30 protein-coding genes, 1 tRNA gene and 1 pseudogene are annotated in these 24,632 nt (G+C 51.3%); 13 read left to right on the top strand and 19 right to left on the bottom strand.

The annotated features are described in order from the left end of the window. Positions 1 to 14: 14 nt before the first annotated feature. Together KR100_RS06685 and KR100_RS14925 are read right to left on the bottom strand one after the other, a co-directional pair. Entirely contained in the window at positions 15 to 236 is a 222-nt protein-coding gene (locus tag KR100_RS06685) for a hypothetical protein (RefSeq protein ID WP_038544250.1), read from the bottom strand. A 673-nt stretch (positions 237 to 909) separates the two neighbouring features. Then, positions 910 to 1,224, bottom strand: a complete 315-nt coding sequence (locus KR100_RS14925) for a hypothetical protein (protein WP_156097964.1) — start codon at positions 1,222 to 1,224, stop codon at positions 910 to 912. 139 nt (positions 1,225 to 1,363) lie between these two features. Between KR100_RS14925 and KR100_RS06680 the strand changes: the two genes are divergently transcribed. Then, positions 1,364 to 1,437: transfer RNA gene (locus KR100_RS06680), tRNA-Pro, on the top strand. Between the two features lie 111 nt (positions 1,438 to 1,548). On the opposite strand, the gene KR100_RS16915 is transcribed toward KR100_RS06680, so the two are convergent. After that, positions 1,549 to 1,683 carry a hypothetical protein gene (locus KR100_RS16915; protein ID WP_255347496.1) on the bottom strand — a complete coding sequence of 45 codons (135 nt, stop codon included), beginning with the start codon at positions 1,681 to 1,683 and terminating at the stop codon, positions 1,549 to 1,551. A 441-nt stretch (positions 1,684 to 2,124) separates the two neighbouring features. On the opposite strand from KR100_RS16915, the gene KR100_RS06670 reads away from it, so the two are divergent. Next, on the top strand, positions 2,125 to 3,156 hold the full coding sequence (locus tag KR100_RS06670) for a metallophosphoesterase (RefSeq protein ID WP_239420432.1): 1,032 nt from the start codon (positions 2,125 to 2,127) through the stop codon (positions 3,154 to 3,156). Positions 3,157 to 3,273: 117 nt separating this feature from the next. Here the strand turns inward: KR100_RS06670 and KR100_RS06665 are convergent, their stop codons facing one another. The 5 genes from KR100_RS06665 to KR100_RS06650 form a co-directional block, all read right to left on the bottom strand. After that, positions 3,274 to 3,804, bottom strand: a complete 531-nt coding sequence (locus KR100_RS06665; protein WP_239420431.1) for a tetratricopeptide repeat protein — start codon at positions 3,802 to 3,804, stop codon at positions 3,274 to 3,276. Between the two features lie 278 nt (positions 3,805 to 4,082). Next, positions 4,083 to 4,799 (bottom strand): hypothetical protein, encoded by a 717-nt coding sequence (locus tag KR100_RS14400; RefSeq protein WP_156097963.1) that lies wholly within the window; start codon positions 4,797 to 4,799, stop codon positions 4,083 to 4,085. A gap of 140 nt (positions 4,800 to 4,939) precedes the next feature. After that, positions 4,940 to 5,191 (bottom strand): hypothetical protein, encoded by a 252-nt coding sequence (locus tag KR100_RS06655; RefSeq protein ID WP_239420430.1) that lies wholly within the window; start codon positions 5,189 to 5,191, stop codon positions 4,940 to 4,942. A gap of 67 nt (positions 5,192 to 5,258) precedes the next feature. After that, positions 5,259 to 5,339 carry a helix-turn-helix domain-containing protein gene (locus KR100_RS17020; protein ID WP_369793839.1) on the bottom strand — a complete coding sequence of 27 codons (81 nt, stop codon included), beginning with the start codon at positions 5,337 to 5,339 and terminating at the stop codon, positions 5,259 to 5,261. A gap of 422 nt (positions 5,340 to 5,761) precedes the next feature. Then, positions 5,762 to 6,061, bottom strand: coding sequence for a hypothetical protein (locus tag KR100_RS06650; protein WP_051847349.1), 300 nt, complete (start codon positions 6,059 to 6,061; stop codon positions 5,762 to 5,764). A gap of 118 nt (positions 6,062 to 6,179) precedes the next feature. On the opposite strand from KR100_RS06650, the gene KR100_RS16760 reads away from it, so the two are divergent. Together KR100_RS16760 and KR100_RS15745 are read left to right on the top strand one after the other, a co-directional pair. After that, positions 6,180 to 6,410 (top strand): hypothetical protein, encoded by a 231-nt coding sequence (locus KR100_RS16760; RefSeq protein ID WP_038544245.1) that lies wholly within the window; start codon positions 6,180 to 6,182, stop codon positions 6,408 to 6,410. 1,896 nt (positions 6,411 to 8,306) lie between these two features. After that, a complete protein-coding gene (locus tag KR100_RS15745; RefSeq protein WP_156097962.1) occupies positions 8,307 to 8,447 on the top strand; it encodes a hypothetical protein in 141 nt (46 codons plus the stop codon). Positions 8,448 to 9,843: 1,396 nt separating this feature from the next. Here KR100_RS15745 and KR100_RS15740 read toward each other — a convergent pair. After that, on the bottom strand, positions 9,844 to 9,990 hold the full coding sequence (locus tag KR100_RS15740) for a hypothetical protein (protein WP_156097961.1): 147 nt from the start codon (positions 9,988 to 9,990) through the stop codon (positions 9,844 to 9,846). A 208-nt stretch (positions 9,991 to 10,198) separates the two neighbouring features. Here KR100_RS15740 and KR100_RS06635 point away from each other — a divergent pair, with 208 nt between their 5' ends. From KR100_RS06635 to KR100_RS06630, 3 genes are all read left to right on the top strand, one after another. Beyond that, positions 10,199 to 11,005 carry an alpha/beta fold hydrolase gene (locus KR100_RS06635; RefSeq protein WP_038544242.1) on the top strand — a complete coding sequence of 269 codons (807 nt, stop codon included), beginning with the start codon at positions 10,199 to 10,201 and terminating at the stop codon, positions 11,003 to 11,005. A 53-nt stretch (positions 11,006 to 11,058) separates the two neighbouring features. Further along, the gene (locus KR100_RS16515; protein ID WP_204207795.1) at positions 11,059 to 11,211 is read left to right on the top strand and encodes a hypothetical protein; all 153 of its coding nucleotides are present in this window, start codon (positions 11,059 to 11,061) and stop codon (positions 11,209 to 11,211) included. Positions 11,212 to 11,343: 132 nt separating this feature from the next. Next, the gene (locus KR100_RS06630; RefSeq protein ID WP_038548169.1) at positions 11,344 to 11,616 is read left to right on the top strand and encodes a DUF1651 domain-containing protein; all 273 of its coding nucleotides are present in this window, start codon (positions 11,344 to 11,346) and stop codon (positions 11,614 to 11,616) included. A 121-nt stretch (positions 11,617 to 11,737) separates the two neighbouring features. Here the strand turns inward: KR100_RS06630 and KR100_RS06625 are convergent, their stop codons facing one another. Further along, a complete protein-coding gene (locus KR100_RS06625; RefSeq protein WP_038544241.1) occupies positions 11,738 to 12,397 on the bottom strand; it encodes a hypothetical protein in 660 nt (219 codons plus the stop codon). 82 nt (positions 12,398 to 12,479) lie between these two features. On the opposite strand from KR100_RS06625, the pseudogene KR100_RS16910 reads away from it, so the two are divergent. Beyond that, positions 12,480 to 12,569, top strand: a pseudogene (locus tag KR100_RS16910) (DUF1651 domain-containing protein); the annotation flags it as partial. Positions 12,570 to 13,070: 501 nt separating this feature from the next. On the opposite strand, the gene KR100_RS16305 reads toward KR100_RS16910, so the two are convergent. The 6 genes from KR100_RS16305 to KR100_RS06605 all read right to left on the bottom strand — a co-directional run bounded on the left by KR100_RS16305 (position 13,071) and on the right by KR100_RS06605 (position 16,604). After that, positions 13,071 to 13,562 carry a hypothetical protein gene (locus KR100_RS16305; RefSeq protein ID WP_162176491.1) on the bottom strand — a complete coding sequence of 164 codons (492 nt, stop codon included), beginning with the start codon at positions 13,560 to 13,562 and terminating at the stop codon, positions 13,071 to 13,073. Positions 13,563 to 14,178: 616 nt separating this feature from the next. Beyond that, positions 14,179 to 14,652, bottom strand: a complete 474-nt coding sequence (locus KR100_RS06615) for a tetratricopeptide repeat protein (RefSeq protein ID WP_051847355.1) — start codon at positions 14,650 to 14,652, stop codon at positions 14,179 to 14,181. 308 nt (positions 14,653 to 14,960) lie between these two features. Further along, the gene (locus KR100_RS15725) at positions 14,961 to 15,410 is read right to left on the bottom strand and encodes a hypothetical protein (protein ID WP_156097958.1); all 450 of its coding nucleotides are present in this window, start codon (positions 15,408 to 15,410) and stop codon (positions 14,961 to 14,963) included. Between the two features lie 193 nt (positions 15,411 to 15,603). Then, positions 15,604 to 16,056, bottom strand: a complete 453-nt coding sequence (locus KR100_RS06610; protein ID WP_156097957.1) for a hypothetical protein — start codon at positions 16,054 to 16,056, stop codon at positions 15,604 to 15,606. A 79-nt stretch (positions 16,057 to 16,135) separates the two neighbouring features. After that, positions 16,136 to 16,309 carry a hypothetical protein gene (locus tag KR100_RS15720; protein WP_156097956.1) on the bottom strand — a complete coding sequence of 58 codons (174 nt, stop codon included), beginning with the start codon at positions 16,307 to 16,309 and terminating at the stop codon, positions 16,136 to 16,138. A gap of 19 nt (positions 16,310 to 16,328) precedes the next feature. Beyond that, entirely contained in the window at positions 16,329 to 16,604 is a 276-nt protein-coding gene (locus tag KR100_RS06605) for a hypothetical protein (RefSeq protein ID WP_038544235.1), read from the bottom strand. 420 nt (positions 16,605 to 17,024) lie between these two features. On the opposite strand from KR100_RS06605, the gene KR100_RS06600 reads away from it, so the two are divergent. Continuing rightward, positions 17,025 to 17,870, top strand: coding sequence for an MOSC domain-containing protein (locus KR100_RS06600; RefSeq protein WP_038544233.1), 846 nt, complete (start codon positions 17,025 to 17,027; stop codon positions 17,868 to 17,870). A gap of 224 nt (positions 17,871 to 18,094) precedes the next feature. After that, complete coding sequence (locus KR100_RS06595; RefSeq protein WP_038544231.1) at positions 18,095 to 18,289, top strand: hypothetical protein; 195 nt, start codon at positions 18,095 to 18,097, stop codon at positions 18,287 to 18,289. A 319-nt stretch (positions 18,290 to 18,608) separates the two neighbouring features. On the opposite strand, the gene KR100_RS15715 is transcribed toward KR100_RS06595, so the two are convergent. After that, complete coding sequence (locus KR100_RS15715; protein ID WP_038544229.1) at positions 18,609 to 19,274, bottom strand: hypothetical protein; 666 nt, start codon at positions 19,272 to 19,274, stop codon at positions 18,609 to 18,611. Between the two features lie 182 nt (positions 19,275 to 19,456). After that, positions 19,457 to 19,651, bottom strand: a complete 195-nt coding sequence (locus KR100_RS16300) for a hypothetical protein (RefSeq protein WP_038544227.1) — start codon at positions 19,649 to 19,651, stop codon at positions 19,457 to 19,459. 592 nt (positions 19,652 to 20,243) lie between these two features. Here KR100_RS16300 and KR100_RS06575 point away from each other — a divergent pair. The 3 genes from KR100_RS06575 to KR100_RS15710 all read left to right on the top strand — a co-directional run bounded on the left by KR100_RS06575 (position 20,244) and on the right by KR100_RS15710 (position 24,049). Further along, positions 20,244 to 22,430 carry a mechanosensitive ion channel family protein gene (locus KR100_RS06575; RefSeq protein WP_038544225.1) on the top strand — a complete coding sequence of 729 codons (2,187 nt, stop codon included), beginning with the start codon at positions 20,244 to 20,246 and terminating at the stop codon, positions 22,428 to 22,430. 394 nt (positions 22,431 to 22,824) lie between these two features. Further along, on the top strand, positions 22,825 to 23,505 hold the full coding sequence (locus tag KR100_RS06570; RefSeq protein ID WP_038544223.1) for a hypothetical protein: 681 nt from the start codon (positions 22,825 to 22,827) through the stop codon (positions 23,503 to 23,505). A 229-nt stretch (positions 23,506 to 23,734) separates the two neighbouring features. Then, positions 23,735 to 24,049, top strand: coding sequence for a hypothetical protein (locus tag KR100_RS15710; RefSeq protein WP_156097955.1), 315 nt, complete (start codon positions 23,735 to 23,737; stop codon positions 24,047 to 24,049). Positions 24,050 to 24,330: 281 nt separating this feature from the next. Here the strand turns inward: KR100_RS15710 and KR100_RS16510 are convergent, their stop codons facing one another. Next, positions 24,331 to 24,573 carry a hypothetical protein gene (locus tag KR100_RS16510; RefSeq protein ID WP_156097954.1) on the bottom strand — a complete coding sequence of 81 codons (243 nt, stop codon included), beginning with the start codon at positions 24,571 to 24,573 and terminating at the stop codon, positions 24,331 to 24,333. Between the last annotated feature and the right edge of the window lie 59 nt (positions 24,574 to 24,632).

Here is a 24,632-nt window from a genome sequence, read left to right as displayed (position 1 = left end):
GGTAGCCCAACGAACTATCGGCAGTAGCGACGAAAGGCGATGGCATTCATCGAATCTTCCGTGATGACGTACCACTGGTCACCCCCACTCCAACCAACCAATCCCTTGGCGCAATCAAACCAACCTTGCAATTCATCGCCGTATTTGCCTTCCTTGTGAACAATGGTGAGGTGACCATCGGAGTCGATTATTCCTTTTTGGTAGTAGTGATTGACACCCTCAAAGTCTATACCCATATCATCCCACCCGTAGTTTTTTCATAAGCGAATGCTGATGATTGCAGCATGCCGGATGAGATCAAAACGAAGAATGCAAACAGAAGTTTCATCGTCGTCAGCAATCACAAAAATTCAGAACTCAGACCGATCGGACAAGCAGATTCTCCGAGGAGCAGCTATCCGATCATCCATCGAATTTAACCCAAGGTTTATGCCTCAGGAGCCGATCTCTTAACAGCGGCATTCAAAACAAGGAAAAACGAACATCCGTATCGATACCTACAAAAAACAAACCACAACAACGCCCACGGACTCAGACGTCTCATCACCTTGGTGCGATAGAGACCCAGGGATTTCTGACGCAAGTGCTTGATCAACCGGGCTGGGAGGTCAACAGCACCTCGAAACCCTGTCATTCGAAATCGCACGAAACGATTCAGCGTTGGTTGGAAACAAAAGCACGTGGTGCTCACGCAGCACACAGAACACAGCCATCACCGTGCGTCTTGAGCCCTCAATCAGAAAAACTGACAGGCATTTTTTGGCGTCTTCCACCCAGGCCCCTGCTTTGATCGGCGTCCTAGGGCTCCATGCATTCCTGAAAGAAGGCGGAAGCGTGATTGATATTGTCTGCACTGAAACTGATTCTCGAAGGCTTTTACATCCCAGGGATTCCAATCAAAATCGGTTATTACCCAATCATTTTTTTTAGCGAAACATCCTTTTGCATGTTCTTTTTGATTCGACAATAAGTCAGTATTTCGGCATCAAAACCAGCAAAAAGCAACCCGGATTCAAGTGTGGTGCTGTCACCCATTCTCCATGGTGATCTGCAAGCAACCTTGAAGGAGTTATCAACCCTTTCATGACAAAAGACAGGCGCCATCAAGGACCGATCAGACGGTGCAATGGCCATCTCGGTTTGCTCATTGATCAACGTTTGTAAGTGCTTTGCGGTCGAGCCAGAATCGCCATCGGAGCAAGGCGGGGCATCGGTTCCGGTCACAACGCATGAGAACCCTTCCATTTGCAGTTAAGGCCGTCCAAGCCAGTCAACGACTGGGCAAAGCACGAGATTGAGTCGGAATCAATGGCAAAGCTGGGGTTTGGCCAGACCACCGTGAAGACCTACTATGAGGTTGCGTCGGGGAGTGGCGCAGTTTGGTAGCGCGCTTGCTTTGGGAGCAAGATGCCGCAGGTTCGAATCCTGTCTCCCCGATGTGCAAGAACCCTATCCCAGAGGGCAATCTCAGCCGCCTGCAGAGGCGGCTTTTTATTGCTCTCGCGCGAGTGTGTTGTCAGCGTGTGGTGATCGACCACTGGGGGGCGGTTATTGCTGCTGCTGGGCTTGCTGCAATGACCTGCGCACCGCTTCACGCACGAAGCGCGTGCCGTCCTTGCCCATGGCTTGCAGCGCTTCTTCAGGTACTGCCGCTGTTGCAGCTGCTTCTGTATGAGCTTTCACCTCACCATCGTGTGGAAGTGCGTGTCTAGCTGGTCAAGGTCATGGGTCATGGGTCAGACCTGACTTTCTGAAGTGTTCCCCGCTGTCGCTGTAACTGGAATCTCGGTTCCGCCAAAACAGACCGGCCATGAGCTTCGGTCCAGCCGAAAACATGCTTCGTGGCTTTGACAATTTCCAGGCCTGCCCGTTTTGTTACAGCCGTACCCATTGGCATGCTCTTAATGCACAGCTCCACTATCTCAGGCGACTTATTGCCATCAGCGCTGTTAAGCAAAAATTGCGCTGGGTGTTGTTGTAGTCGATCGTGCGCAGCACCAGTTTTCGCATCCAAACCGCATCGCAACATTCTCAGGAGCGTCCCGTCCACGTGTTCATCACCTCCGCGATCATCTCCTTCGATCGGTCGATACTTAATACACACTTGCCGCCCAGTCTCAACAGGTGCAAGGTGATGCAATCCATCTTGCTTCGATTGCTGTTGTGCTGCTGCACCGTCGCCAAATGTTGCAGCTGCTGCTTGGAACCGGCCTCGGTGCTGCAGCCATGCCAGCGCTCGCCAAACCGCAGGCTCCACTGCGTATCGGACTGATCAGCGACCTCAACAGCGGCTATGGATCAACGAGCTATATCCCCGCCGTCCATCAGGGGTTGCATCAGCTCATCGCTCTTCAACCAAACCTCGTTGTCTGTGCCGGAGACATGGTTGCTGGCCAGAAACACGGCCTCACACGTCAACAGCTTGATGCGATGTGGAGCAGCTTCGAAGCCACTGTGCTTCACCCGCTGCGAATTGCTGGCATCCCTTTGCTTCCCACCATCGGCAATCACGATGGCTCACCGGGATTCAAGGCTGATCGGGACGCTGTACGTCGATTTTGGATGCCAATCCGCTCACAAATAGGCCTTGACTTCATTGATGCCTCCCAATTCCCATTTCATTACACCGTGTCACAACAAGGGCTGTTTTGGCTGATCTGGGATGCCAGCTCCGCCCACATCCCAGACAACCAGTTGATCTGGGCAAAACATCAATTGGCCTCGTCGGCATCAACACGTGCTGCGGCACGTTTTGTCGTGGGCCATTTGCCATTGGTCGGCGTTGGGCAAAACAAAGATCGTGCTGGTGAAATCTTGAACCAAGAGCACGTTCTCCAGAACCTGATGGAGACCGCCAACGTAAACGCGTACATAAGTGGTCATCACCACGCCTGGTTTTCAGGACGCCGTGGCCAACTCGATCTCATTCAACTTGGAGCGCTTGGTAGTGGACCTCGGCGTTTACTGCAAGGAGGCTCTGCACCACAACAAACGTTCACGCTGCTCGAAATCAACGGACCCGGCAACAGAATCACTGAGACCACCTACTCGGTGGCCACAGGACGGCCTCTGCCATGGTCGTCACTTCCATCAACTCTCAAGACACGTCGAGGACGGCTCCTGCGCAACCGTTCTCAGAGGCCATTGAACGGTTGATTTTGATTGTGAGCAAATCCACCCACCCAAATTCAGCATCAACAAAGCCAAGTACCAGATCCCGTTGGTTGTGACGGGGGACGCCCTGAAAGAGTCGAAATCAGACAGCGTCAGATGTCAGCACTGATTTCTAATCAATTGAGCAGCATCTTCATCCCCAAGCTCTGCTGCTTTTCTCCAATCGGTGCAAGCACCTTTGAGATCACCTAATTCTCTCTTTGAATTGCCACGATTGTAGTAGTAGTTTGCATCATTGGGGTCAATCTTAATTGACTTTGTATGGTCAGAAATTGCTCCCTGATAATCCTTTAAACTATGTTTAGAATTACCGCGATTGTTATAGGCCCTAACATAATTGGGGTTGATTTTAATTGCTTTTGTGTAATCGACAATGGCGCCCTTGAAATCGCCTAATTTATCTCTCGCAAGCCCACGATTGTAATAGGCAAGGGCATATTTAGGATAGATCTCGATTGCCTTAGTCCAATCCGCAATAGCTCCTTTTAGATTTCCACTTTTTGCTTTATCAAGCCCTGAATTCAACAGATCGGTAGCATTCTGTGCATAAGCTGTTTGCGTTGACAGCAACCCTGCTCCAATTCCAACAGCAGAAGTAAGCCCTACCAGTAACGGGCGTCCTCTTGGCAAGAACAGAGCAAAGGCAGCAGCAAAGGCAGTTGTAACGCGAGGTATCTTAAGAGCTGCATGGCTAGACCATCTCTAGCCCTTATTGACGATCCCTGTCTGTATCTGATCTGCAAATACAGAAACCCCGCCATTGCTGACGGGGTGATGTGTGTGAGGTTTTATCGGGAGATCGATCAGCACAATCAAACTGCCCTGTCTTTCCCAACGATTGGTTTTGTATGGCTTTCAGTTTTGAGAGGAGATCTTTTTCTCAAACATCAGGCTCCCCAGCAGCATGGTCAGGCAATCACCTCACCTTGAACAGTGAGATCTGCAGCATCCACGCCATAGACAACAGCAACCCTATTATGGCCGTTGTTGTTGAAAATATGCGCATTTCCATTAGCACCAGGGCGCACAATGACGTTGTCGAAACCGTCGATGGCCCTGATTTCGATCTTGTCTTCTCCATCATGGAAATCCATAATGTGGTCAATACCGTGTCCAGTGCTGAGACGGAACGTATCAGCTCCTATGCCTCCACGAAGCCGGTCATAGCCTTCTCCACCAATTAACAAATCATCATTCAAACCAGCGTCGATGTAATCGTCTCCGGCTCCTCCTGAGAGGGTGTCATCGCCACCTTTGCCGCGTATCGTGTCGTTACCTCCCATGGCTTGAACATAATCATCGCCTGTGCCAGGTTGGATCTGGTTGGAAACTTCAGTGCCTGTAATATTCATTTCCGCGTCCGAATGTCTTGCAGAAAAGTCCTCCATTCCATTGATTCGCATGTAGTTTTTCCTCCTATTTGCAACCTCAAGAAAGCGGCCTGTCAGCATATTGAAGCTGTAGGAATCAGCCTCAATTGGATTGTCATGTTGGATGGTTAAAGAGTCTTTCAGCGGAGTCGTTCTGTAGTTGCGATTGAGACCATCATTTGTGCGGATATCATCAGCATCGTATGCAGGATTCCTGTTACCAAACATGCGTTGCAGGAGAAGTGAGAATTTCACCTGTTTCAGAGAGTGTGAGTAAGTCATTGTTTTTGATTGAGATGTTGATGTCGTTGGGGTCGTTCCCCTCCGATGCACACACCATCTCCGGAATCACCGGACCAGTTGATGACCTACGTCAGATCTGCCTGTGAGGTTGGTCACAGGGGGCCAGAAGCACTGCGATACCAGGGATTCAGAGGCTCACGCCCAAGTGCCAAGCAATCAGCCTGTCCTTCTCGTCTAGTCAGAAATGGGGCAAGCCAGTCCAGAAGCAGCTCCTTCACCGCAGGCTTACCTAAGTCCTGCACCCCGCCACAAAGGCACCGCTTGAAGCTGTCAGGGCCATTGGCTCTGAGTGCTGAGACGAGTTCATTCAGCAGGAACAGAGCAATGTGGGTTCCGAGGGTCATGGTTCAGGCGTGACTGCCTTGAGTGTTTCCTGCTGGTTAGGTCTTTTGGAATCTCAGTTCCGTTAATTCAGACAGTGGCGAGTCCTCGCCGCAGAGTGGTGCGGTTGATACCCAGGTGGTCGGCAGCCTTTACTTTGGTCCGGACCAGAGTGATTGCAGCAGCGGATCATTTGGTTGATGCAATCGATGCATCCGAACGGCACTGAACGCCTGATAGATGTGATGTTGTCTATGGAGGGTCCCCAGACACCTCCATCCAATGGCTTCTTTTGTGAACATTGGGCGCTGGGAGATCACTGGCTCTCTCTTGAGAAGCATGGGAGTCAGCCCAGCGTTATATGAAGCTTTTCAGTGCGCGGTTTGTCCATCTCTAGCCTTCATCTTTGAGCCCTGTCTATGCCTGGTCTGCAAACAGAAAAACCCCGCCATTGCTGACGGGGGAATGCCTTGAAAGAGTTGAAATCAGTCAGCTTCAGATCTCAGCTCAGCGATCAAATGCGGCCATTGACAGGATTTAGCAGGTAGTGGAAGCCGTACGTATAAATACTCATCAGCCTGGTTAGACCGTTGTCATGAGAACGACGATGCCCTGGCCTGGTGAGCTGGGGCTTTTCTCTGGTCGGGGATTCGCAACTGTTGAAGGACGGCCAGATCCAGCTCGCAGGAAGAGGGATCCTCAAGCTTCGTCATCAGGTATCCGATCAGCTTCATCCGCCAGGCGTAGCTGACGTTTTTGTCAGCGGCGATTTCGACAGCGCGCTGCTGGAAACGCTCGCAGCTCATGTGCCACCCGTAAGGATCAGAGTCGTTGTGATGGACGAAGCTGAAAGGGACAAGCGCAAGGCTCGCCAGTGTTGTCAGGAGAACCATGAGTCCGATCGGCTAGCTGGCGAAGGGTTCCCAAGTACGGCCCCCTCTCCATTGTCCAATGGCGCTGTTGCGCTGTCGGCCATGCCTGTACTAGTACTGGTGTACTTGTCAGATAGCCGTGGAGGAGTGGGACTTTGTTGACGATCGCGAGCTGGAGGGGTGGAAGGGTGCCTGCATCTGCATGACGTGCCAGCACTTCAGTTACGGCGTAGACCGCCACTGCCACACGCTTCTTGGCTGCAACCTCAGGCAGAAGCAATTGGCGCAAGGCGATCACCTCACTAAGAAGTGCAAGCTCTGGGCTCCTACCTGGCAGAAGGAGATGGGTTGGGCTGCTGAAGCTGGGTAATCACACTCATCAATAACCAACCGCTGCAATCGCATGTAGAAGCACCTAAGAACTGCCAACGCTGCTCATTGAGACAACTGCTCTCGGATCAAGACAGCTAAGACTGATGAGTAGACGCCCCTGCTGTCTTTCCTGCTCAATTTTCTAGTGATGCAGAGCATGTACCAGACCTGACTTTCAAGCTTGTTAAAGACCAACGGCTTGACCAGTTCATGTGGCAGCGGGTGGCTTGGCTTCTAATGGAAGACAAAGAGGAGGAAGCCGACGCTTTACTTCATGAGATTGAATTAACGCTCCCTTGGGAAGACTCACTGAGTTGATCACAGTCATCTCCTGCGTCTTCGCTGGCTTTGTTGGCGCAACCGGCTAAGCATTACCAGGTCGAAATGAGCTGGAGCCAGAATTTGGATGTGAGACGTAGCTCACATCGAAAGCCCAGATCGCCCTCTCACCTGAAGCACTAGAGACTCACCCCCCAAGTGCCAACCAATCAGCCTGTCCCTCTCATCTTTAGTCAAGAAAGGGGCTAGCCAGTCCCAAAGCAACTCTTCCACTGCAGGCTTTCCGAGGTCCTCTAGCCCGCCACGTAGCCACCCTTTGAAGGGGTCAGGGTCATCAGCCATTATCGCTGAGACGAGTTCATTCAGTAGGAACAGGACAATGCGGGATTCGAGGGGATTTGAACGACGGGAGTCGATGGGTGAGTGGTTGGTATGGATACCCCACCCGACTTGGTGGTCTGCGTATCGAGAACTTCGACTACGTGACTTGCCGCGTTCCCGAGTGGCGAGGGCTTTGGAAGAGCCTAAGGATTTGAAGAAATCTCTAGAGATTCCAGACAACGCTCAATGGAAGCTGATCCCGGTGGATTAGATGCCATCTTTAGCATCTGCAGGCTTGCTCTTAAGAAACTCCTTACACTCATCGGTGCACTCTTACTTTCAACAGCACTAGTTCAGGTTTTTAAAAACTTCTGAGGAGTTAGATAAAGTTTGTGATGATACAAGATATTGAACATTCGCATCAGCCAATTGGTCGGCCTAAGCCGATACAGGGATTTTCGCATCTAGGGCCCATCCAGCATGCGTAAAAGACTCTGAGCGGGGATACCATCCTGCATTGGTTAACTGGTCAGTAGGCTGATCGCTGTTTTTACGATTCAAGAGCGCAAGCCGCCACTCCAACTCATGCTTAAGACTGTTTGAAAGTTCAGCAAGTTGGACTTGCCCCCGCAATCGAAAGTATTCAGAACGTAATTCCTCCCACTTGATTGCATACTCAAAATCATGGGGTGTTGAAAGCTTTGGTCGTTTCATATTTTGTTGAGATAGACACTAACAAATTAGAGACGCCAAGAAAGACCAAATTGATTGCAGTAACTTTCCTTTATCGTAATTACCGTACCTGCACTTTGCTTAATATTTTGCTTAAATTGTATATTTGCACAAGCATTGATATGGACAGTTAGTGAAATGAAAGTATCCAATCAATTGTCAATGCCTTTCTGGGACTATGGGACAACACATTCCATCTCCATGCTGCTTGAAGCTTACGCTCGCAGGCGAATCTCTTGATCAGCGCGTCGGTTCACAGTCCTCAGGGAAGAGACGCGAAACATCGGGATATTGCGCCCAAAGCCCCCTGAGATTCCCTCCCCTTCCAATCCTGTAAGACACAATCCCATGTTGATTAGGACCAGGGGACCAACTCGAGGCCAAAACATTGCCAGTTCGAATCGCAATGCCATGGTGAACTGCGCCGCCGATCGTCCAAGTCAACCGATACCCTTCGCCTGAACGTTCAATAACGATGCTCGCCTGATATTGGCCGCTGTTGGGATTGCTACCGACGCAACGGTACCGACCGACAAGGTTTGCAGCTTCTGCTGGAGCAGTCATGAGTGCGGTCATGGCTATCAGCCTTATTAAGAACAAACGATTCAAACATCGCAGCATCGCAGTCATCTTCGTAAGAGCAAAAGCTCAACTTAACGTGATGCCTTCAGATCACATCATCCTTGCGGGTGGTCATGCTTGATGTTCATTCATTCAAGCGAGTATCGATTCATTCCTATGTGGGGAACCCCTAAATATGCCATCAGAGATGGCTGGCCAGACTTCATAAAACACCTGCTTAGTGAAGTGTGGTCTCTGTTCAGCTCAGCGAGGGAAGTTAGGGGAGATCAAGCGATTCCAATCATCGGAGCAAGCCATTCAGCATGAAGCGTTGAAAGCACTGACATGTCAAACGTGTGTACGGCTGGATTGGTTTTATCAGCAATCCACAAGAGCCCAAAGGGAGCATTGAGCGCAAGCTGCAGACGCCAGCGCCATGTAGCGAGTCTCCAAATCTTTTGGATTAGAGGATGCTTGATCAAGACTGAGATTCTTTTTTTTGATCAGTCGTTTCAGCTGCTTTGTCCTGGCTGTACTGGCATCCACCGGAGCCTGCGAAGGCTGGAGCAGAGAGCAGGATAGTGGCACAAAGGGCTGCTGAAATACGAAGCATGGTGTGTCTAAGGTTTGTTCGATTATGGCGGGAATTTCACCTGACCGTGAAAACCTTACGCTCAAACCGAAAATGCTCATATGCGGGATCGGCTTATTTTCTTTTTATCAGCTGTTTGGAGCGGGACGAAAGCACAACCACGCTGGGCTGACTCCCTAGAGCAGAGAGAGTCAGGTGCATCCCAACGCCCGAGGACACCCACTGTCCATCGGAGCAAAGAGGCACCCGTCAAGAAAGCCCCTCTTGGAACACCATGGCTCTTTGGCAGAAAATGACAGTAGACCAATGACACCAAGCAGCGCATCATTTCACCTGAGGCGACTCATCAACTGACTCAAGAGCACGAGCAACTCCTGCAACCGAAGCTGAACAGGATCACCAAGAGAAGCAACCTCGGGATTCCGCTTCAGTACTTCAGGTAGGTCAGCGGCACATTCAGGCTTTTCTGCCACGACAGCGGACAAACAGCACCTTCTTAGCGGTCATCGACTCGCGAGAAGGGGGCTACAGGACCGCGAAAAGAACTGCGTTCTTCCCGAGCGATGCGATCTCTGTATATGCACGTTTGCCGCGATACAGAAATCCTTGGCAAACGCACCAAATTTCTACTGATTTGTTGTCACAGAACACTGTCTCCCGCGATCGCTCACGCAGGAAACAGGGGTTCTGCCAGCCATCGGGTCGCTCTCCCGAAGCCGTCGCGTGTGGAAGAACTCCCCATATCCGCGTGGATCAAATATGGGTCGATGCACGGCGATCCGCAACGGATCATTTGGTCATTTGATGAATCCCAGAAAACTCTCGTAACGCCTTATGACTTTGGTAAGAAAGCGCACTGACAGCATGGACAGTGCCAACCAGTTCGCAGTCCACAACTGTCTTCTGGAGCCCTCAGATCACGGCAGCACCTCTCTGCGCTGCACCATCAAATCCGCCAATGAAGGGCGTTGTCTACCCAGTGATCGTCGTGCCATTTCTGCAGCTGCCTGTTGTCGCTTTGCAGTCGATCAACCGGCATCACGATCCGAGGCTTCAGCTCTTCAAGACGCGGGCGCGGCAGGGAGGCCACCATCTCCTCCAGCAGCTCATCCCATCGAGTTCTGACGGCACTTGCATCTCCTCCCAGCCCTCCAACCGCATATAGCTGACGCGCTCGTCGGCCTCGAAATCACGCTGGTCACATCGCCACGACGCCGCTGCAGAGACGTTCCCGCGGATTTCGCAGCGTTGGGCCAGGACTCCCAGACTGCGATTCCTTTCCCGTGGGAAGCCCACTTGTGATGACTGAACCACTGTTGCTGATTCATCCAGTTGGCGTTGGTTTGTCGTCGAGGTTTTGGGAGCGCTTCCGCCGGAGCTGGCGGGACCGAGACGAATCCCGGCTGCTGCTGGCCCCCGACCTGCTTGGTTGTGGCGAAGCGCCGATGCAAAAACGGGCGATTACTGTCGAGGACTGGGTTGCTCCACTGGAACAGCAGCTGCGGGCGCTAGATGACGGACCGGTGGTACTCGTGAGCCAGGGCGCCTCACTGCCGATCGCCCTGTCGCTGATCGAGCGGGCACCGGATCTTGTGAGCCGGTTGGTGACGATCAGTCCCCCCGGCTGGAGGGTACTCAGCGAGCCGTTTTCTCTGCAGCGGGCCCAGCAGCTCTGGGGCGTGCTGTTCAGCGGGCCGATCGGTAGCCTGTTCTATCGCTACGCCAGGCGACGAGCGTTTCTGCGTTCCTTCTCTGAGAAAAACCTGTTCGCTGAACCAGAGTCCGTCGATGAGGAATGGCTGTCCACCTTGGAGCAGGGATCGGCACCCATGGCCAGCCGCTGGGCAGTGTTCTCCTTCCTGGCGGGGTTCTGGCGAGGCAACTGGGAGCCCCAGCTGTGCAGCCTGTCGATTCCTGTGCTGGTGGTGTTTGGGCGAGATGCCACCGGCATCGGTCGTTCCAGGCGTTGGGATGACGCGGACGAGCGGATCGCCACGTTCAAAAGCAAACTGCCGCGGGCTGAGATCCGAACGATCTCCGGCCGCAATGTACTCCCGTTCGAATCAGCTGAAGCCTGTGTGGAGACTTTGCAGAGCTGGCTTTGTTAAGTATCCAGTGTGAACCGTTGTCGAGGCCGTTGTTGCTTTGGCAGGTTGAAGTCATGAAACACCGCTCTTTTCTGCAGCGCTTCGGTTCCTACATCTTCGGCCTAGTGGATATCTACTGGGCCATTCGCAGACCTTGGCAGTACGGCATGAATCAGCCGCAGTGCGCTCTGAGCTGTGATGGCAATCACTGCGAGCCGGTGGACTGACCCGCGGGGTTTTGTCCACTGCCCGACCTAGTTAACGGGACACTGCTATGTACTTAATTGCTTAGGCGCTGATCGTTCGGGTGCAGGGAATCCCTAACGATGGCCTTCGAGATGGCTGGCCAGATTTCACCGATGCCCCGGTACCGACCCGATCCCAACGATCAACCTGTGAGTGCAGGTGGTGAGGGTTGGCTTGTGAACGCCGATCAGCACAAGGTTGTTCAGTTCAAACCCGATTCGCCTTCGACTCGTGCGGAGTGGGTGATCCTGCGGACGTTTCACTGGCGGCCACCCGACTACCCAATCCCGCAGACCCGGCGACGGATGCTGCGCCACAACGCCATCGAAGCCTGGGAGACGATGCTGAAAACAGGTTGGGAGCGATGCCATCCACCAATCCGCTGACCCCAAACGTATGGGGCGCAGAGCACCCAGCAACAAATACCCTGCTATTGCTGACGTCAATTTCTCATAGGTATTGTTATTAGATATCCTTAAAAGAGGAAACTCCTGACTACTAACGCACCTAAACAATGCGATGGGAGCCATGATCATGATCAGAGTCATCATGATGATCTGAATGATCATGTCCTGAATGGTCCTCTTCAATGTCACTCCCCGCTGGAATCGTCATGTCTGCCATGTTACTACAAACCATCCAAGCGTCTCCATGTTTATGAGCACCCTTACAGCCAAAATCTTTTGCTGCCGCTTTAGCAGCCGACTTGCTTGAAAACATTGTTTGCATGGATGTCTCATCAACATCATGATCATGGTCCCCAGACAGCGGATCGGCCGAGAAGGATTCCAGTCCCTCAAATTGGTCTGCGGTTAACTCAGGTTTACTTTTAAATGTGGCAATCAAACCACCAAATTTTTTCTTACCCCAGCCATTCTCCTCACCGTTGGCATTCATATACAGCTTCCCTCTCTTCTCGTTGTAAATCACATCAGCATCGGACTTCATCAACTTCTTAAGTTGCTTTTTGCCCGAGGCAATCGCGAAGGTTCCCTCTTCGAGGCCATCCACATGGATCTGGGCGTCATCGTCCAGGAATTTCACCTTGGCAGCTTTCTTCGGTGATAACTCCAGAACCTCTTCGTCATGTCCATGACCATGGTCGTGACCGTGGTCGTGGTCGTGGTCGTGGTCGTGGTCGTGGTCGTGGTCGTGGTCGCTAGGCATCGCAAATACCGAGGATGGAAATCATTCTTAGCAACGGCATGAGCACTTAGCCGTCCGACCAGGCACATCTTCATTTGGGACAAGACGGCGGATGCTGCGCCACAACGACATCGAAGCCTGGCAGGCGATGCTCAAGACGGGTTGGGAATGCTGTTCACCGCCTGTGCGCTGAAGCCTCTAAAGACGGCCCATGAAATTGGCTGCCTCCCTAGGCAGCACCTTCCTTGCGGTCTGACGACTCGCGAGAAGGGGGCTACAGGACCGCGAGAAGAACGCTGTTCTTCCCGAGCGATGCGGCCCTGTAGTTGCACGTTTGCCGCGATACAGAAATCCTCGCCAAACACACCAAATTTCTACTGATTTGTTGTCACAGAACACTGTCTCCCGCGATCGCTCACGCAGGAGACAGGGGTTCTGCCAGCCATCGGGTCGCTCTCCCGAAGCCGTCGCGTGTGGAAGAACTCCCCATATCCGCGTGGATTAAATATGGGTCGATGAACGGCGATCCGCAACGGATCATTTGGTCATTTGATGAATCCCAGAAAACTCTCGTAACGCCTTATGACTTTGGTAGAAAAACGCACTGACAGCATGGACAGTGCCAATCAGTTCGCAGTCCACAACTGACTTCTGGAGCCCTCAGATCACGGCAGCACCTCTCTGCGCTGCACCATCAAATCCGCCAATGAAGGGTGTTGTCTACCCAGTGATCGTCGTGCCATTTCTGCAGCTGCCTGTTGTCGCTTTGCAGTCGATCAACCAGCATCACGATCCGAGGCTTCAGCTTGTCCCGACGAGTGCGCGGCAGGTCGGCCACGCCGAGCGATGACCTAAACGGAGATAATGAACAGCGGGATGCAGCGTTAGTGATGTCTAAAAAAGCTAAAGAAGAAGGTTGTCTTTGGTTTATAAGGCGGTCGATACTTATTTTCATTGTTGCTCCTGGGATCACCTTGGCTGTTGTAATTCCAATTGCTGAGTATGTAGAAGACAAATGGGGCCAATGTGTAAATGTGCGAATTGCTGCATGGATGAATAGCGTGACTGTGGCAAGGAGGGGTGGGGAAGAATGGCCAGTTAGCGAGGAATGTAAAAATGCGGTTATGCCGTGGGAGTAAGACTCGTTCGCGGCTCGGGACAGCTCTGCATCGCCGAGGCGAAGCATCGCCTCATGCAGTTGGTGGCGGCGTAATGCCGCTCCTCTCTGCCTGCAACGGACGCTGATCGCTGTTGCTGCTGCGCCAGGTCAACGCAGGAGGGTGCTCACAAGGTCGCCGAATCGCGCTGATCGTAGAGAGCGCTTGCTATGCGAGCAAGATGCCGCAGGTTCGAATCCTGTCTCCCCGACTGCGATCTCGGCAAATCCCCAAATCGCCTGTGAGTAAAACGTGCGTAAGAACAGGATTCACCTCTTGTTTTTACGCACGACTTCCTGAGCTCTTCAAAGCCGTTGACAGGTTTACGCGTCAGTAACAGCATTGAACGACCGAGGGATGCACGCTTAAAGAACTGCTCCGGCAATTCCACCAATGTGCACCAGCAGGATTCCCTGTTCCCTGCCTCATCACCAACCATGTGATCGGCGCGTTGGAGGTGACGCGGACTTCGCTTTAGGAGTTGCTCAAGCAGACAGGGCGCCATGCGTGTGTCGAAGTTCATAGATCAGACGTGACTGTCTCAAGTGTTCCCCGCTGTTGTGCTGTTGAGCCACGGACAACAAAAACCCCGCCATTGCTGACGAGGACTGCATTGAAAAAGTTGAAATCAGACAGCCTCAGATGTCAGCACTGGTTTCTTACCCATTCAATCGGCAAGGTATCCCCTAGTGCTTCTGCTGTTTTCCAGTCCTTACAGGCACCTTTGAGATCACCTACTATTTCTAAAACAATTCCACGGTTGGTGTAAGCCTGGTAGTAATTAGGATTAAGTTCAATTGCTTTTGAATAATCAGAAATAGCCCCTTCATAATCATCTAAGTGTCTTTTCGCTTTCCCACGATTGTAATAAGCAAATGCATATTGAGGATACATATCGATTGCCTTGGTCCAATCAGCAATAGCACCTTTGAGGTTTCCGCTTTCTGCTTTGTGAAACCCTGAATTTAACAAATCGGTAGCAGTTTGTGCATAAGCTGCCTGCGTCGTCAGCAACCCTGCACCAATTCCAATGGCAGGCGTCAGCCCAACCAGCAACGGGCGTCCTACTGGCATGAACAGGGCCAAGGCCGCAGCAAAGGCAGTTGTGACACGAGGCATCCTTGCAGCGCATAGCTAGTCCATCTTTAGCCCTGATTAACCAGCCCTGTCTGTATCTGATGTTCAAACACATAAACCCCGCCATTTGCTGACGAGGAGGTGTGTGTGGTTCTGTCGGGAGATCGATAGCGACAATCACAACGCCCCGGCCAGACACACGGCCAGACCTTGTCAGTGGTTCACTGCCTTTGCATCGTTTTTCCTTCAAATTCGCAATAGAACTGGCTATCAATACGGGCGCCGAACCCCTTGACTGCTGATCTCGTTTTTGAGTCAGCGAAGGGATGGATTTCGAACTGAGCTTCTAATCAGAATTTGTTTGCCCTTAACCAACCAATTGCACCTTCTTGGGCATTGCCAGATGCTTTTTGAGTAGATTGATTGTGCACGATACGTACCTCATACCAAAGACCTTGTTGCCCTGAAAGAGTTCGGTTAACTCCCTGTAGAACAGTGACTGTTGATCCGATGCCAACCAAGCCTTGCTGCACATTCAGGCAATCTGAATTGATTGAGGCAACTGATGCCGGCGTTTGCCCAGCGCAGTCGCGAAGAAAACCCACTGAGCGTGTTGTTTGATGCAAATGGGGTTCATCGCATGCATAAGCAGTACCCAGGGCAGTCGCGACCAAGCAACCGATTGCTCCAAGACGAAGGCCTTGCTTTAAAACAAACTTTGCAGCGATCAATGGACGTTTATGTGCATACATGCCATCACGGCTCTGCACTTGGCTTTCAGTGTTTTGGGAGTCAGTCATGACGTCTGGTGCGTGTGGTAAGGGACATCAGGAGCGTCCGCTCCGATGCACCCACCATCTCCACAATCAACGACCCGTGTGATGACCCTAGTCATCTGCAGCTGTGATCTTGGTCACACGTCCAAATAGGCAACGAAAAACCCCGCCAGTGCTGACGGGGTCAATCTGCATCACAGCAACGACATTGGAGGCTTCACATGACGTCCATCAAATGACCAACCTCGAGACCAGGAGCGCTCCCAGGCAATACAACACTAAGGAAGTCAACTTTTTCAGAGCCACTCGGGTTAATGGACAGCAGATTGAATGGCATTCGCCGACATGGAGTGCAATCGTCGTAATCCCATTGGATCTTGCCTGACGATTCTTCAAGTCGATCGTGAAGACCATCCCCTTCAACCGATCCTTTAAAAATCAGTTCATCTTTGGAGAAACGACCGTTACCATCTAGATCGGAAAAAAGCTTGGCAATCACTGCGTCCCCACCTTTTCTACTTTTTAGGCGAAGCTTCCCAGCACTGCTTTTGTAGGGTTCATCGCCACGCTTAAAGACAAATTCTCCATCGTCGTATGTACCTCGTCCCTTTTTATTTAGGTCGAGATCGAAATTCAATTCGGGTAGAGTCTGCCCAGAATGTTCAGCCATGGGTGCGTTAAAGATTGGGGAAATTAAATGTCAACATTTCAATACTGACTTGCCTGCTGATATGGCCCTGTGATTCAGATCACAGAGCATGATGATGATGGACAAGCCCTGTCAGGGCAAACAGAAAGCTGCCATTGTCATCGCTCTGTGATGTGTATGGAGGTTTGGTCGGGAGATCGATCAGCACAATCAAACTGCCCTGTCTTTCCCTTGCGGGTTTTGTATAACTTTCAGCCGCCGGAGTCTGCAGCATCAGGCGTCCCGACCTGGTATCAGTAACGGACGCATCCGCTGCGACCGTAGTAACCGCGCGCGCAGGCTCCATTAGGACCTGCAACAGCACCTCGTCCTCCGTAGTGGCGAGCCCGAACGTTGTAATAACCAGGACGAGGGTCGTAGTAGTAACCACGATTGACAACGATGCCACCGCCATTGTTGTTCCAGTAAAGAGTCCCAGCTTCTGCCTTGGGGCTGGTGGTCACAGCGACGCCCAGAGCAGCGATGGTTCCGAGGATGCCTGCAAAGAATGGTTTTGTGAGGTTTTTCATGATGATTTTTATTGTTTGGTTGATGGGCTCTTGCCGTGAACTCACCATCACTGTTCCGCCTTCAGATCACATCACCCAAGCGAGGGATCTTGCTCGATTCGGTCTGACCCAGTTTGGGACGCGGTCCGTTGTTCAATCACACTGGTGATCGTGCAAGGTGAAGAACAATGGATGCTCACATTGAACCTGGCGCTGAAAGCTTTCTCAGATTGATGAATGCCATGACGTCACCGGAAACACAATCATTCATCCAAAAATATTGTTGCTTGACATCTGATCATCCTGTGAGTTCTTAAAAGCCACGAATTTCCACGTCAGGTGAACGTTGGTTCGCTGCTCCAGATCGCCATGTCAGTAGCGCCTGTGACCATCGGATGCAGTGATCAACCTGATAGTCATCAAGGTTGCTGATCGGCTCGAATGCATGGCGAGCTGGTGGGACACGTCAAACGTCTCTGGCGTTACCCGATCAAGTCGATGCTTGGAGAGAGTCCAGGCCGATTGACCATTGGGCCGAGCGGCGTCGTGGGAGACCGCGGATACGCACTCTGGGATCGATCAACAGCTCGCGTTGCAAGTGCCAAGAACCCCAGGTTCTGGAAGCAGCTTCTGGCGTTTACCGCTGAATACACCTGCGAACCTGTCGACGGACACCCCTTGCCCACCGTTGCCGTGACGGGCCCGTTGGCGGGTGTGGATGAACCAGCGCAGACACGATGCAGTGATGATCCATCGTTGGTGGCTCTGCTGTCGAAGACATTTGGCCGGGACATCAGTCTTCTGGATTTCGCTCCCCCGGGAGCCAGCCTGGACCAGTACTGGCCCGATGTACCCGAGCGGGATTTTCAGAACGTGACCACTGAGCTGAAGATGCCGGAGGGCACGTTCTTCGATGCCTGCTCGATCCATGCGATCAGCACCGCAACCCTTGAAGCCCTGAAGCAGCGAGAACCGGATCTTGATTTTGCGGTGGAGCGCTTCCGCCCCAACCTGTTGATTGAACCGACTCCGGGAAAGGAGGGGTTTGTCGAGGAAGGATGGGTGGGAGGGCTGCTCACAATTGGAGAGCAACTACAGCTGCGTGTTGACGGGGGCTGCCCTCGCTGTGTGGTCACAACTCTTGCTCAGGGAAAATTTCCGGAGGAGATGGGAATCCTCCGGGCCACAGCTCGCCACAACAAGGTCACGGCAGGCATCCGTCTCAGTGTGGTGACGTCTGGACCCATGGCGATTGATGATCCGGTGCGCCTGAGTATCAATCAGTGATGCAATACATGACTGCACAGGCGTCACTCGTTGTTCAAGTGGCAGCCAATCAACTGACACCGAATACATCCATCAGGTTTGAATGCTGAGTCAACAATCAGTGCAACTGAGTTGACTGTTCATCAAACACAAACAAGCCAAGACACCGTGTCTGTGCCTTGGGTCCGACGCATCCACGCGTGAGACATGTCATCTTCAGACTTGAACTGCCATCCCGGTAAGACATGCGTGCACTCATTGCTGGTCTGCTCTCAGTGGCAGCACTCGTGATTGTGCTGACAACAGCAGTCAACAGCTCAAACAGCTACACAACACACATCGGCTCAAGAATTCCCCCTGTCGATGCAGGCTGCATCAAAGACGGCGAGTTCAGAACGGATGAGGGCAAGCTGCTCAGGATCTTTCGCTGTCCTGTCTGACGATGTCCGCCGGTCTTGATTCGCCTGATGGGGTCGTCGAGAACCAGCCCAGCGGATGCAGCAACACTGCCAGCGCCCCGTGATAAGACCTGCCGTTGGCTGAGATGATGTCTCTCCTGTACGCCTTGACGCATCATGTCCAACGTGATTCATCCCCTCAGAAAACAATCGATGACGTTCTGGGCATCCTTCCTGTTGTGATCAATCAGGTCTCCCAGACAACCTCTGATCTGCCGTTGTTGCCTCTGTAGAGATCTCAATGGTGACCACCTGCATCCTGTTGAAAACGTCGTCAACTCAGCATCCAGCTACATCATGATTACCGGACAGATGGATTCATCAGATTCAATACATTGGGCGCACTGAACATCGCATAACAAACCATCAGCAGAGCAAGAATCGAGCCGCTTCCAGCCAGATTCAAGCGCTGTGATTGTGTTACCAGCCATCCCCTGTAGACCCTGGCCAGTCGCGGAACGAAAAGCCACCCCGTTAAGGCCACGGTGATTGCAGTACTTGCCAACACGTTCAGGGCCGACGGCAACCTTCCCAAGCTGTCAACGCTGATTAAGCTGAGCAGCATCACCGACGGGTAAAGCGCCAGCCAAACCAACAGATTCATTTTCCAGATTGGTGGTGGATCTGGTAGTTGCGACGTCAACCAGAGGTCAAACGAAGGTTCGTGAATTCCGGATCGGAACTGAAGAACAAACCTGGATTCCGCTTGATGAAGATAACGTCTACGAATGGGACTATCAATCCATGCGAGGCATGATTGAATATCACTAAACCGTAGTCTCACATTATACTCAATGAAACCATCTTCAAGCTGCCGATAGAATGTTTCCTGACCCAGATAACCTTTTGAATGCAAAGCAGCTTGTTGGAGAGAATCCTGCAATCTTTTGCACGCAATAAGATCAGCTTGACGTACTTGAGCCTGAATCAAGTAATCAAATTGTTCGGATGGTTGGCTGCCAGTCATTCACCTGCCGCAACCGCCAAATCATGCCCTCTTGCCCTTGTCTTTGCAGAACAGCTTGTCGTTGAAGAACGGTTTGTCACTGCGGAATAGCCACGTCTGGGCGTCGCTCAACGGACACCTCAAAACTGGGTGGCTGATCAGCCTGGTCTTGCCTGGAGCCCACTGACCCATGGCTGTGAGGCTCAGACCTTTCGGAAGCTGGTTGCGTAAGGAAACCGGTATCCATGCTCCATCTCCTCCAGTTGCTCTTCAGCCAGGTAAAGGCTGCGGGCAGAGGAGCACACGTTCTCGCTGTCGCACACCACAAATTTTCCATCGTCAAGTCTTTGGATGGTTGAACCTCGCGGTGTCTGAACGATCAGGCCTTCTGTAGCCATTGCATGTGCTGAGAAATCTCTCTTGTCATGGCTGTGGTCGTCGAAACAGGGGCGTTACAAAGCTCACACTTTGAGGATTACCCCGCCTCGGGAGCCCAACCCACTTGCTTCTGCCAGGTCGGCGCCCAGAGCTTGCAGCTCTTGGTGAGGTGATCGCCTTGCACGAGTTGCCTCTGGCGCATGTTGCATGCCAAGAAGTGTGTGGCAGTGCTGGTCAACGCCGTAGCTGAAGTGCTCACACGTCACGCAGCTGCAGGCTCCTTTCCGGCTCTGCAGCCCGCGATCATCCATGAAGTCCCAATCGCCAACAACGCTCCTTAGCGAATACATGCGTACTAATGCAAGCAGGGGGCCGGGCGCAATGGGTGATCCCGCTCAACTCAGACTGCAGAACAGCATTGTTCCGAAACATCAGCGGATCAGTGGATAACAAATCGTTCAGGGTTTTAGACATAGACATCATCAATAATCCAGACTATTGTCGTGAAGGATGTTATTAAAATTGGTGATCTAAGTCAGAACGAGATAAGCAGAATGGAAGCCATTTCTGCTGGCAGCCTCTACATTGCGATGAGCACTTGATGACGGTGTTATGAGACTGCTTGTGCGTTACCTGATGGGCGTCGCCGTGGGACTCCTTCTCAGCCTGGCAACTGTTGTTGATGTTCACCCAGGTGAGATGCCTGTTGTCCTCAACGCACCAAACGAGAACGTCACGATTGCTCTGGAGGAGCAACCCTTTTACGACGATCTCCTGATCTATTCGGCAAACTGGGATCAGTCCTATCTGGGTAAGGTCACCGGATTGACACCACAACAAACGTTATTGCGTTTTTATGCCGTGATGGCTCGGGTTGGCGAGATCATTCGGGATGTCAGTCAGCAAACGGACCAACATCCAGGCCTGATCTGGGGTCAAGAGGCTCAGGACGAGATCCGAGAGGCAGAGGTTCTTTTCAGAACGGCCAAGCGCACCCTGGACGACTCCTCCATTCCTGAAAGTATTCGCAAGGACACGCAGGAAGAATCGGTTCTGAAACTGAAGGAAATCCTCGACTACGCATTTGCCAATTCACGCGAACCCATCGAGATTCCCAACGACAAGGAAAAGACGGATTGGACGATGCCCGGCACGGCAATTACCCTGACCCGTTCGGTTAAAAATGATTCGGGTAATCAAGACTATTTTTTCTCTCAGGAGACCCTCGAAAATATCAATCGGATGTACGGCTTCGTCCGGGACACATACGGTCGATCAACCACTGAGGAGATCATTGCCAACAATCCACTGGCATCTCCAAGGATTTTTGAAGACTTTTCATACTCGCCAGGATATCTAGTACCGCCGAAATGGTATGTGAGCCTGCCAGAAAGTGCCAAACGTTATCTACAGACTCCTTTTGGCGAGCAGAGCCTCCTCCAGTATCTGATGACAGCGCTGCTGCTACTGATCTATATCCCTGTGGTGTTGGTTTGCGCGGTCAAGTTGCTCAACACTTATCGCTATAATCGTGATCGCTCAGGGCGACTCCTGAATCGCTTTGCCAAACGTCAAGTCGACATATCCTGGCGCCGTTTCTTTCTGGCTTTACCAATTGCTCCACTTTCTGTAATTGCCAAAATCTCAATCGCTAATCGCATCAATTTTACAGGCGAGGCCTTAAAAAATTCGAATTCCTTCTTTGATATTGTCGCGTATATATCATTAGGCGTCACAATTGTTTTATTTTTTGAGGCCATCGCCAATTCCAGTGCTGTTTGGATCCTGAAATTCAGAGGCAGCCAATCCGAATTGGAGAAGCGTCGCCTCCGGAATCTGATCCTTCCCTTTTCAAGGTTTTTAGGTGCGATTGGAGCCGTGATCTTGATCTACCAACTGATGCTGCGACTGGGAATGCCGCCCAATGCCGTCATCGCATTTTCAGCGGTTCCCGGACTTGCCGTAGGCCTTGGAGGATCCCGTCTGCTCGGCAATCTGTTTGCAGGAATCGCCATCCAATCCGATCGGCCGGTGCGTGTCGGTGAGTTCTGCAAAATCGGCAGCGAAATGGGTTTTGTCTCCAGGATTGGACTGCGTTCCATTGATATGATCACATTATCGGGACGAATCACAATCCCCAATAACAAAGTCGAAGACGAAATTATTAAAAATTACTCCGACCGTCAGCACCAGTTGGGGCAACCGGAAAATAGCTTGAGCCAGGGGATTGAATTGGTGATGGATCTCCCTGCAAATTTGGGTGTTGGACAGCTCAATGGCATTGTTGAGCGCATCACAGCGTATATCGAGGAGAACGATCAGCTTGACTCACCTGTGGTCAGTTTCAGTGAGGATGGTTCCAGTGGCGAGCTTCTGACTGTTTTCGCCAAAGCATGCTCAGACAATTGGAAGGATTATCTGCAACTCAAACAGGATCTGAGCGCAGAATCCAAAACTGTCATTGCAATCGTCAATAATCTAAAGCACTCAATAAGTATTGCCTACGACACGCCGAGTCATAAACGCCAGCATATTCCTTCAATTATTCGCGATGTTGTTGAATCCGATAAGCAGCTGAAACTTGGACCATGTCGCCTGTCAGCCTTGTCTGATTACAGCCTGGATTTTACCTTCTTTATCGAATCGACGTACGATGATACAGGTGCATTTTTCGATGCCATTGCAAGGATCAAAGAAGGACTATTGCAGGCGTTCGAAGCCAACGAGATTGAAATTCCATTACCGACTTCGATTGAAATTCACAAATCAGTCCCGATACTCTCTCCGCCGGGGAGTTGAGTCGACTTTGCAATGCTGGTGTGGAGGCGTCCTTTCAGGCGTCCGAAAGAGTGATGACAACGATTTCGGTGATCGGCAGCGATTCCCTCGTTTTGATCCCAGGCCTGAATCAGGAGCTCAGCCCGCCTCAGCCCGAATCTCACCAGCATGCCTCATGACCAGCACACTGACCTCTTGAAAGCGGATCACGGTCGTTTGAGCGCCTGACATACGGACATAAAAAATGAAGGGCTGAAGAGTGCAGAACGCCCCCCCTTTTTCATCAAGACCGTCATGCCCAGTGTTTAACGTGCCTTACATTCATCAACACGGATACATATTGGCTGATGGCACAGAGTCATTTAAGAATCGATGTTGCGAGCGAGGCTAAATTGATCGTATCAATTCATCTGAAATGACATTCAAGCGTTTCCACTCCATCGGAATCGGTACTTGGTCTTTTTTATTTGGCACGGCAATCCTGCATTCACCTTCATCTGCCTATGCCAAGCAAAAAATTGTTGTACGGGATTCATTTTTATACAACTGTCAGGAAAAGTTATGGAGCAGCCAATTATTGCGAGCAAATATATATCCAGGCGACTGGATGACTCTGGGAGAACTGGAAGCAAGATCAGGCAATATTAATGCAGAATTAAAACGTGATATCAAATCTTCGTGCTCAAGCAACAGGAATGTTCGCTATGTAGGTGGAGGGCTTCTATCAAAACGACTGTTCAATCAAGACTGCCAGGACACCAGCCATCAAGCCAACAAACCATTCCCATGGAAGCTTGATTACCTGAGCGAATTCAAAACGAAAAAGAAAAACTTTCTATTATTTACAATACGAGCAAACGATGGCAGTCGGGTACTCTGCCTGGCCGATGAACAATTGACCTATACCCCCGTGCAGATTCCTGAAAGTGGATATATTCGCAATATTGAAAGGCTTTATACAGATCATCCGGTCTGGCAATATGAATCCCACCCCGGGAACGGATGGGGATACACCGTCACCAAGTATCAACTGAATATGAAAAATTCCAAACAGCCCCGCTTCAGTATTGTCGACACCTGGACCCAGCAGCAATGAACACGTTGCTCATTCCCCATGAGCACCGATGACAATCCAACATGGGAGATGCACCGCACCCCCTGAAGACGGCCTCTGCAAGGCAAGAGTGTGCTGGATGAAGGCTACAGAATTGTAGCCGTGACAAAATTGCATCAGGAATCATACAATCCTGATTCATTGAGCCAACATCATCGCTGACAGGAACTCAATGATAGTACGATTAATCTGCATTGTTTCAGTAGCGATCATGGCTGTCTTGGCCAATGCTGATGTAGCTTCTGCCAACAATGGTGCAGGAAGTTGTTGTGAGTACAACGACAAACGAATTGCGGACTGCCATTTTCACATGTCTAAGAATGAATTAATGATTGAATGGTCAGACGGTGTGAGTGAGTCCTACAAATTGATATCTGAAGAACGCCATGGAACCCAAAAGACTTATGTTGATAAGCGTGGAGGAATCTGGGAATTCATCCTTTATCCTCAGGGAAATGTTTCATTGACCAATGTGAAAAATGGAAACCGAATTTTCAAGCCCCTGAGAGGATGTAACGCGATCTGATCCTTCATGGGCATCCAAAAAGACAACCGGCCTTTCACCATGCAAACAGCAACGTCATTGATTGGTTGTTCGCTTTCTGGATGAAAACACCATCACAGGTGGCCGTGAACGATCAACTATCGGCATCCACGACTGAGTGTCTGTTGCAGCCGACAAGGAACCCAATAACAGTTTCAGCATCTCGACCGCCTCATGGCTTGCTCTCCTTGATGCCAGCCCAACGTCAATGCCGGGAAAACCTTGCCTGTTGAGCCCATCACGAAGCTCCAGTGATCCGTGAGTCAGAGTGTCAACCAGCAAAAACTGGAATCGCCAGGGCGCCATGCCGGAACCTTCCATTTCTCTTTGTTTTTCAGGAAATCTTTAGCCCATAAATGTTGAGTTCGGCTAGCCGCGTTCATGGTGAGCGTCTTCAATGGATCAAACATCAGAAGGTCTTTTTCTTGGACCAGTCTCCTCGTCAACGTTTGAATTCTCTCATCGCAAAGCGATGGAGCGATATCGGGGAACCATCGCTGCTGCATCAACATAAATATGCTGTTCTGCTTCGATCAATCCGCAGAGAAAAACAACTGGTTGCTGT

The sequence above is a fragment of the Synechococcus sp. KORDI-100 genome (assembly GCF_000737535.1).
Taxonomy (GTDB): Bacteria; Cyanobacteriota; Cyanobacteriia; order PCC-6307; family Cyanobiaceae; genus Parasynechococcus.
Note: the sequence above shows the minus strand (reverse complement) of the source record. Positions and strands in the feature narration are given on the sequence as shown.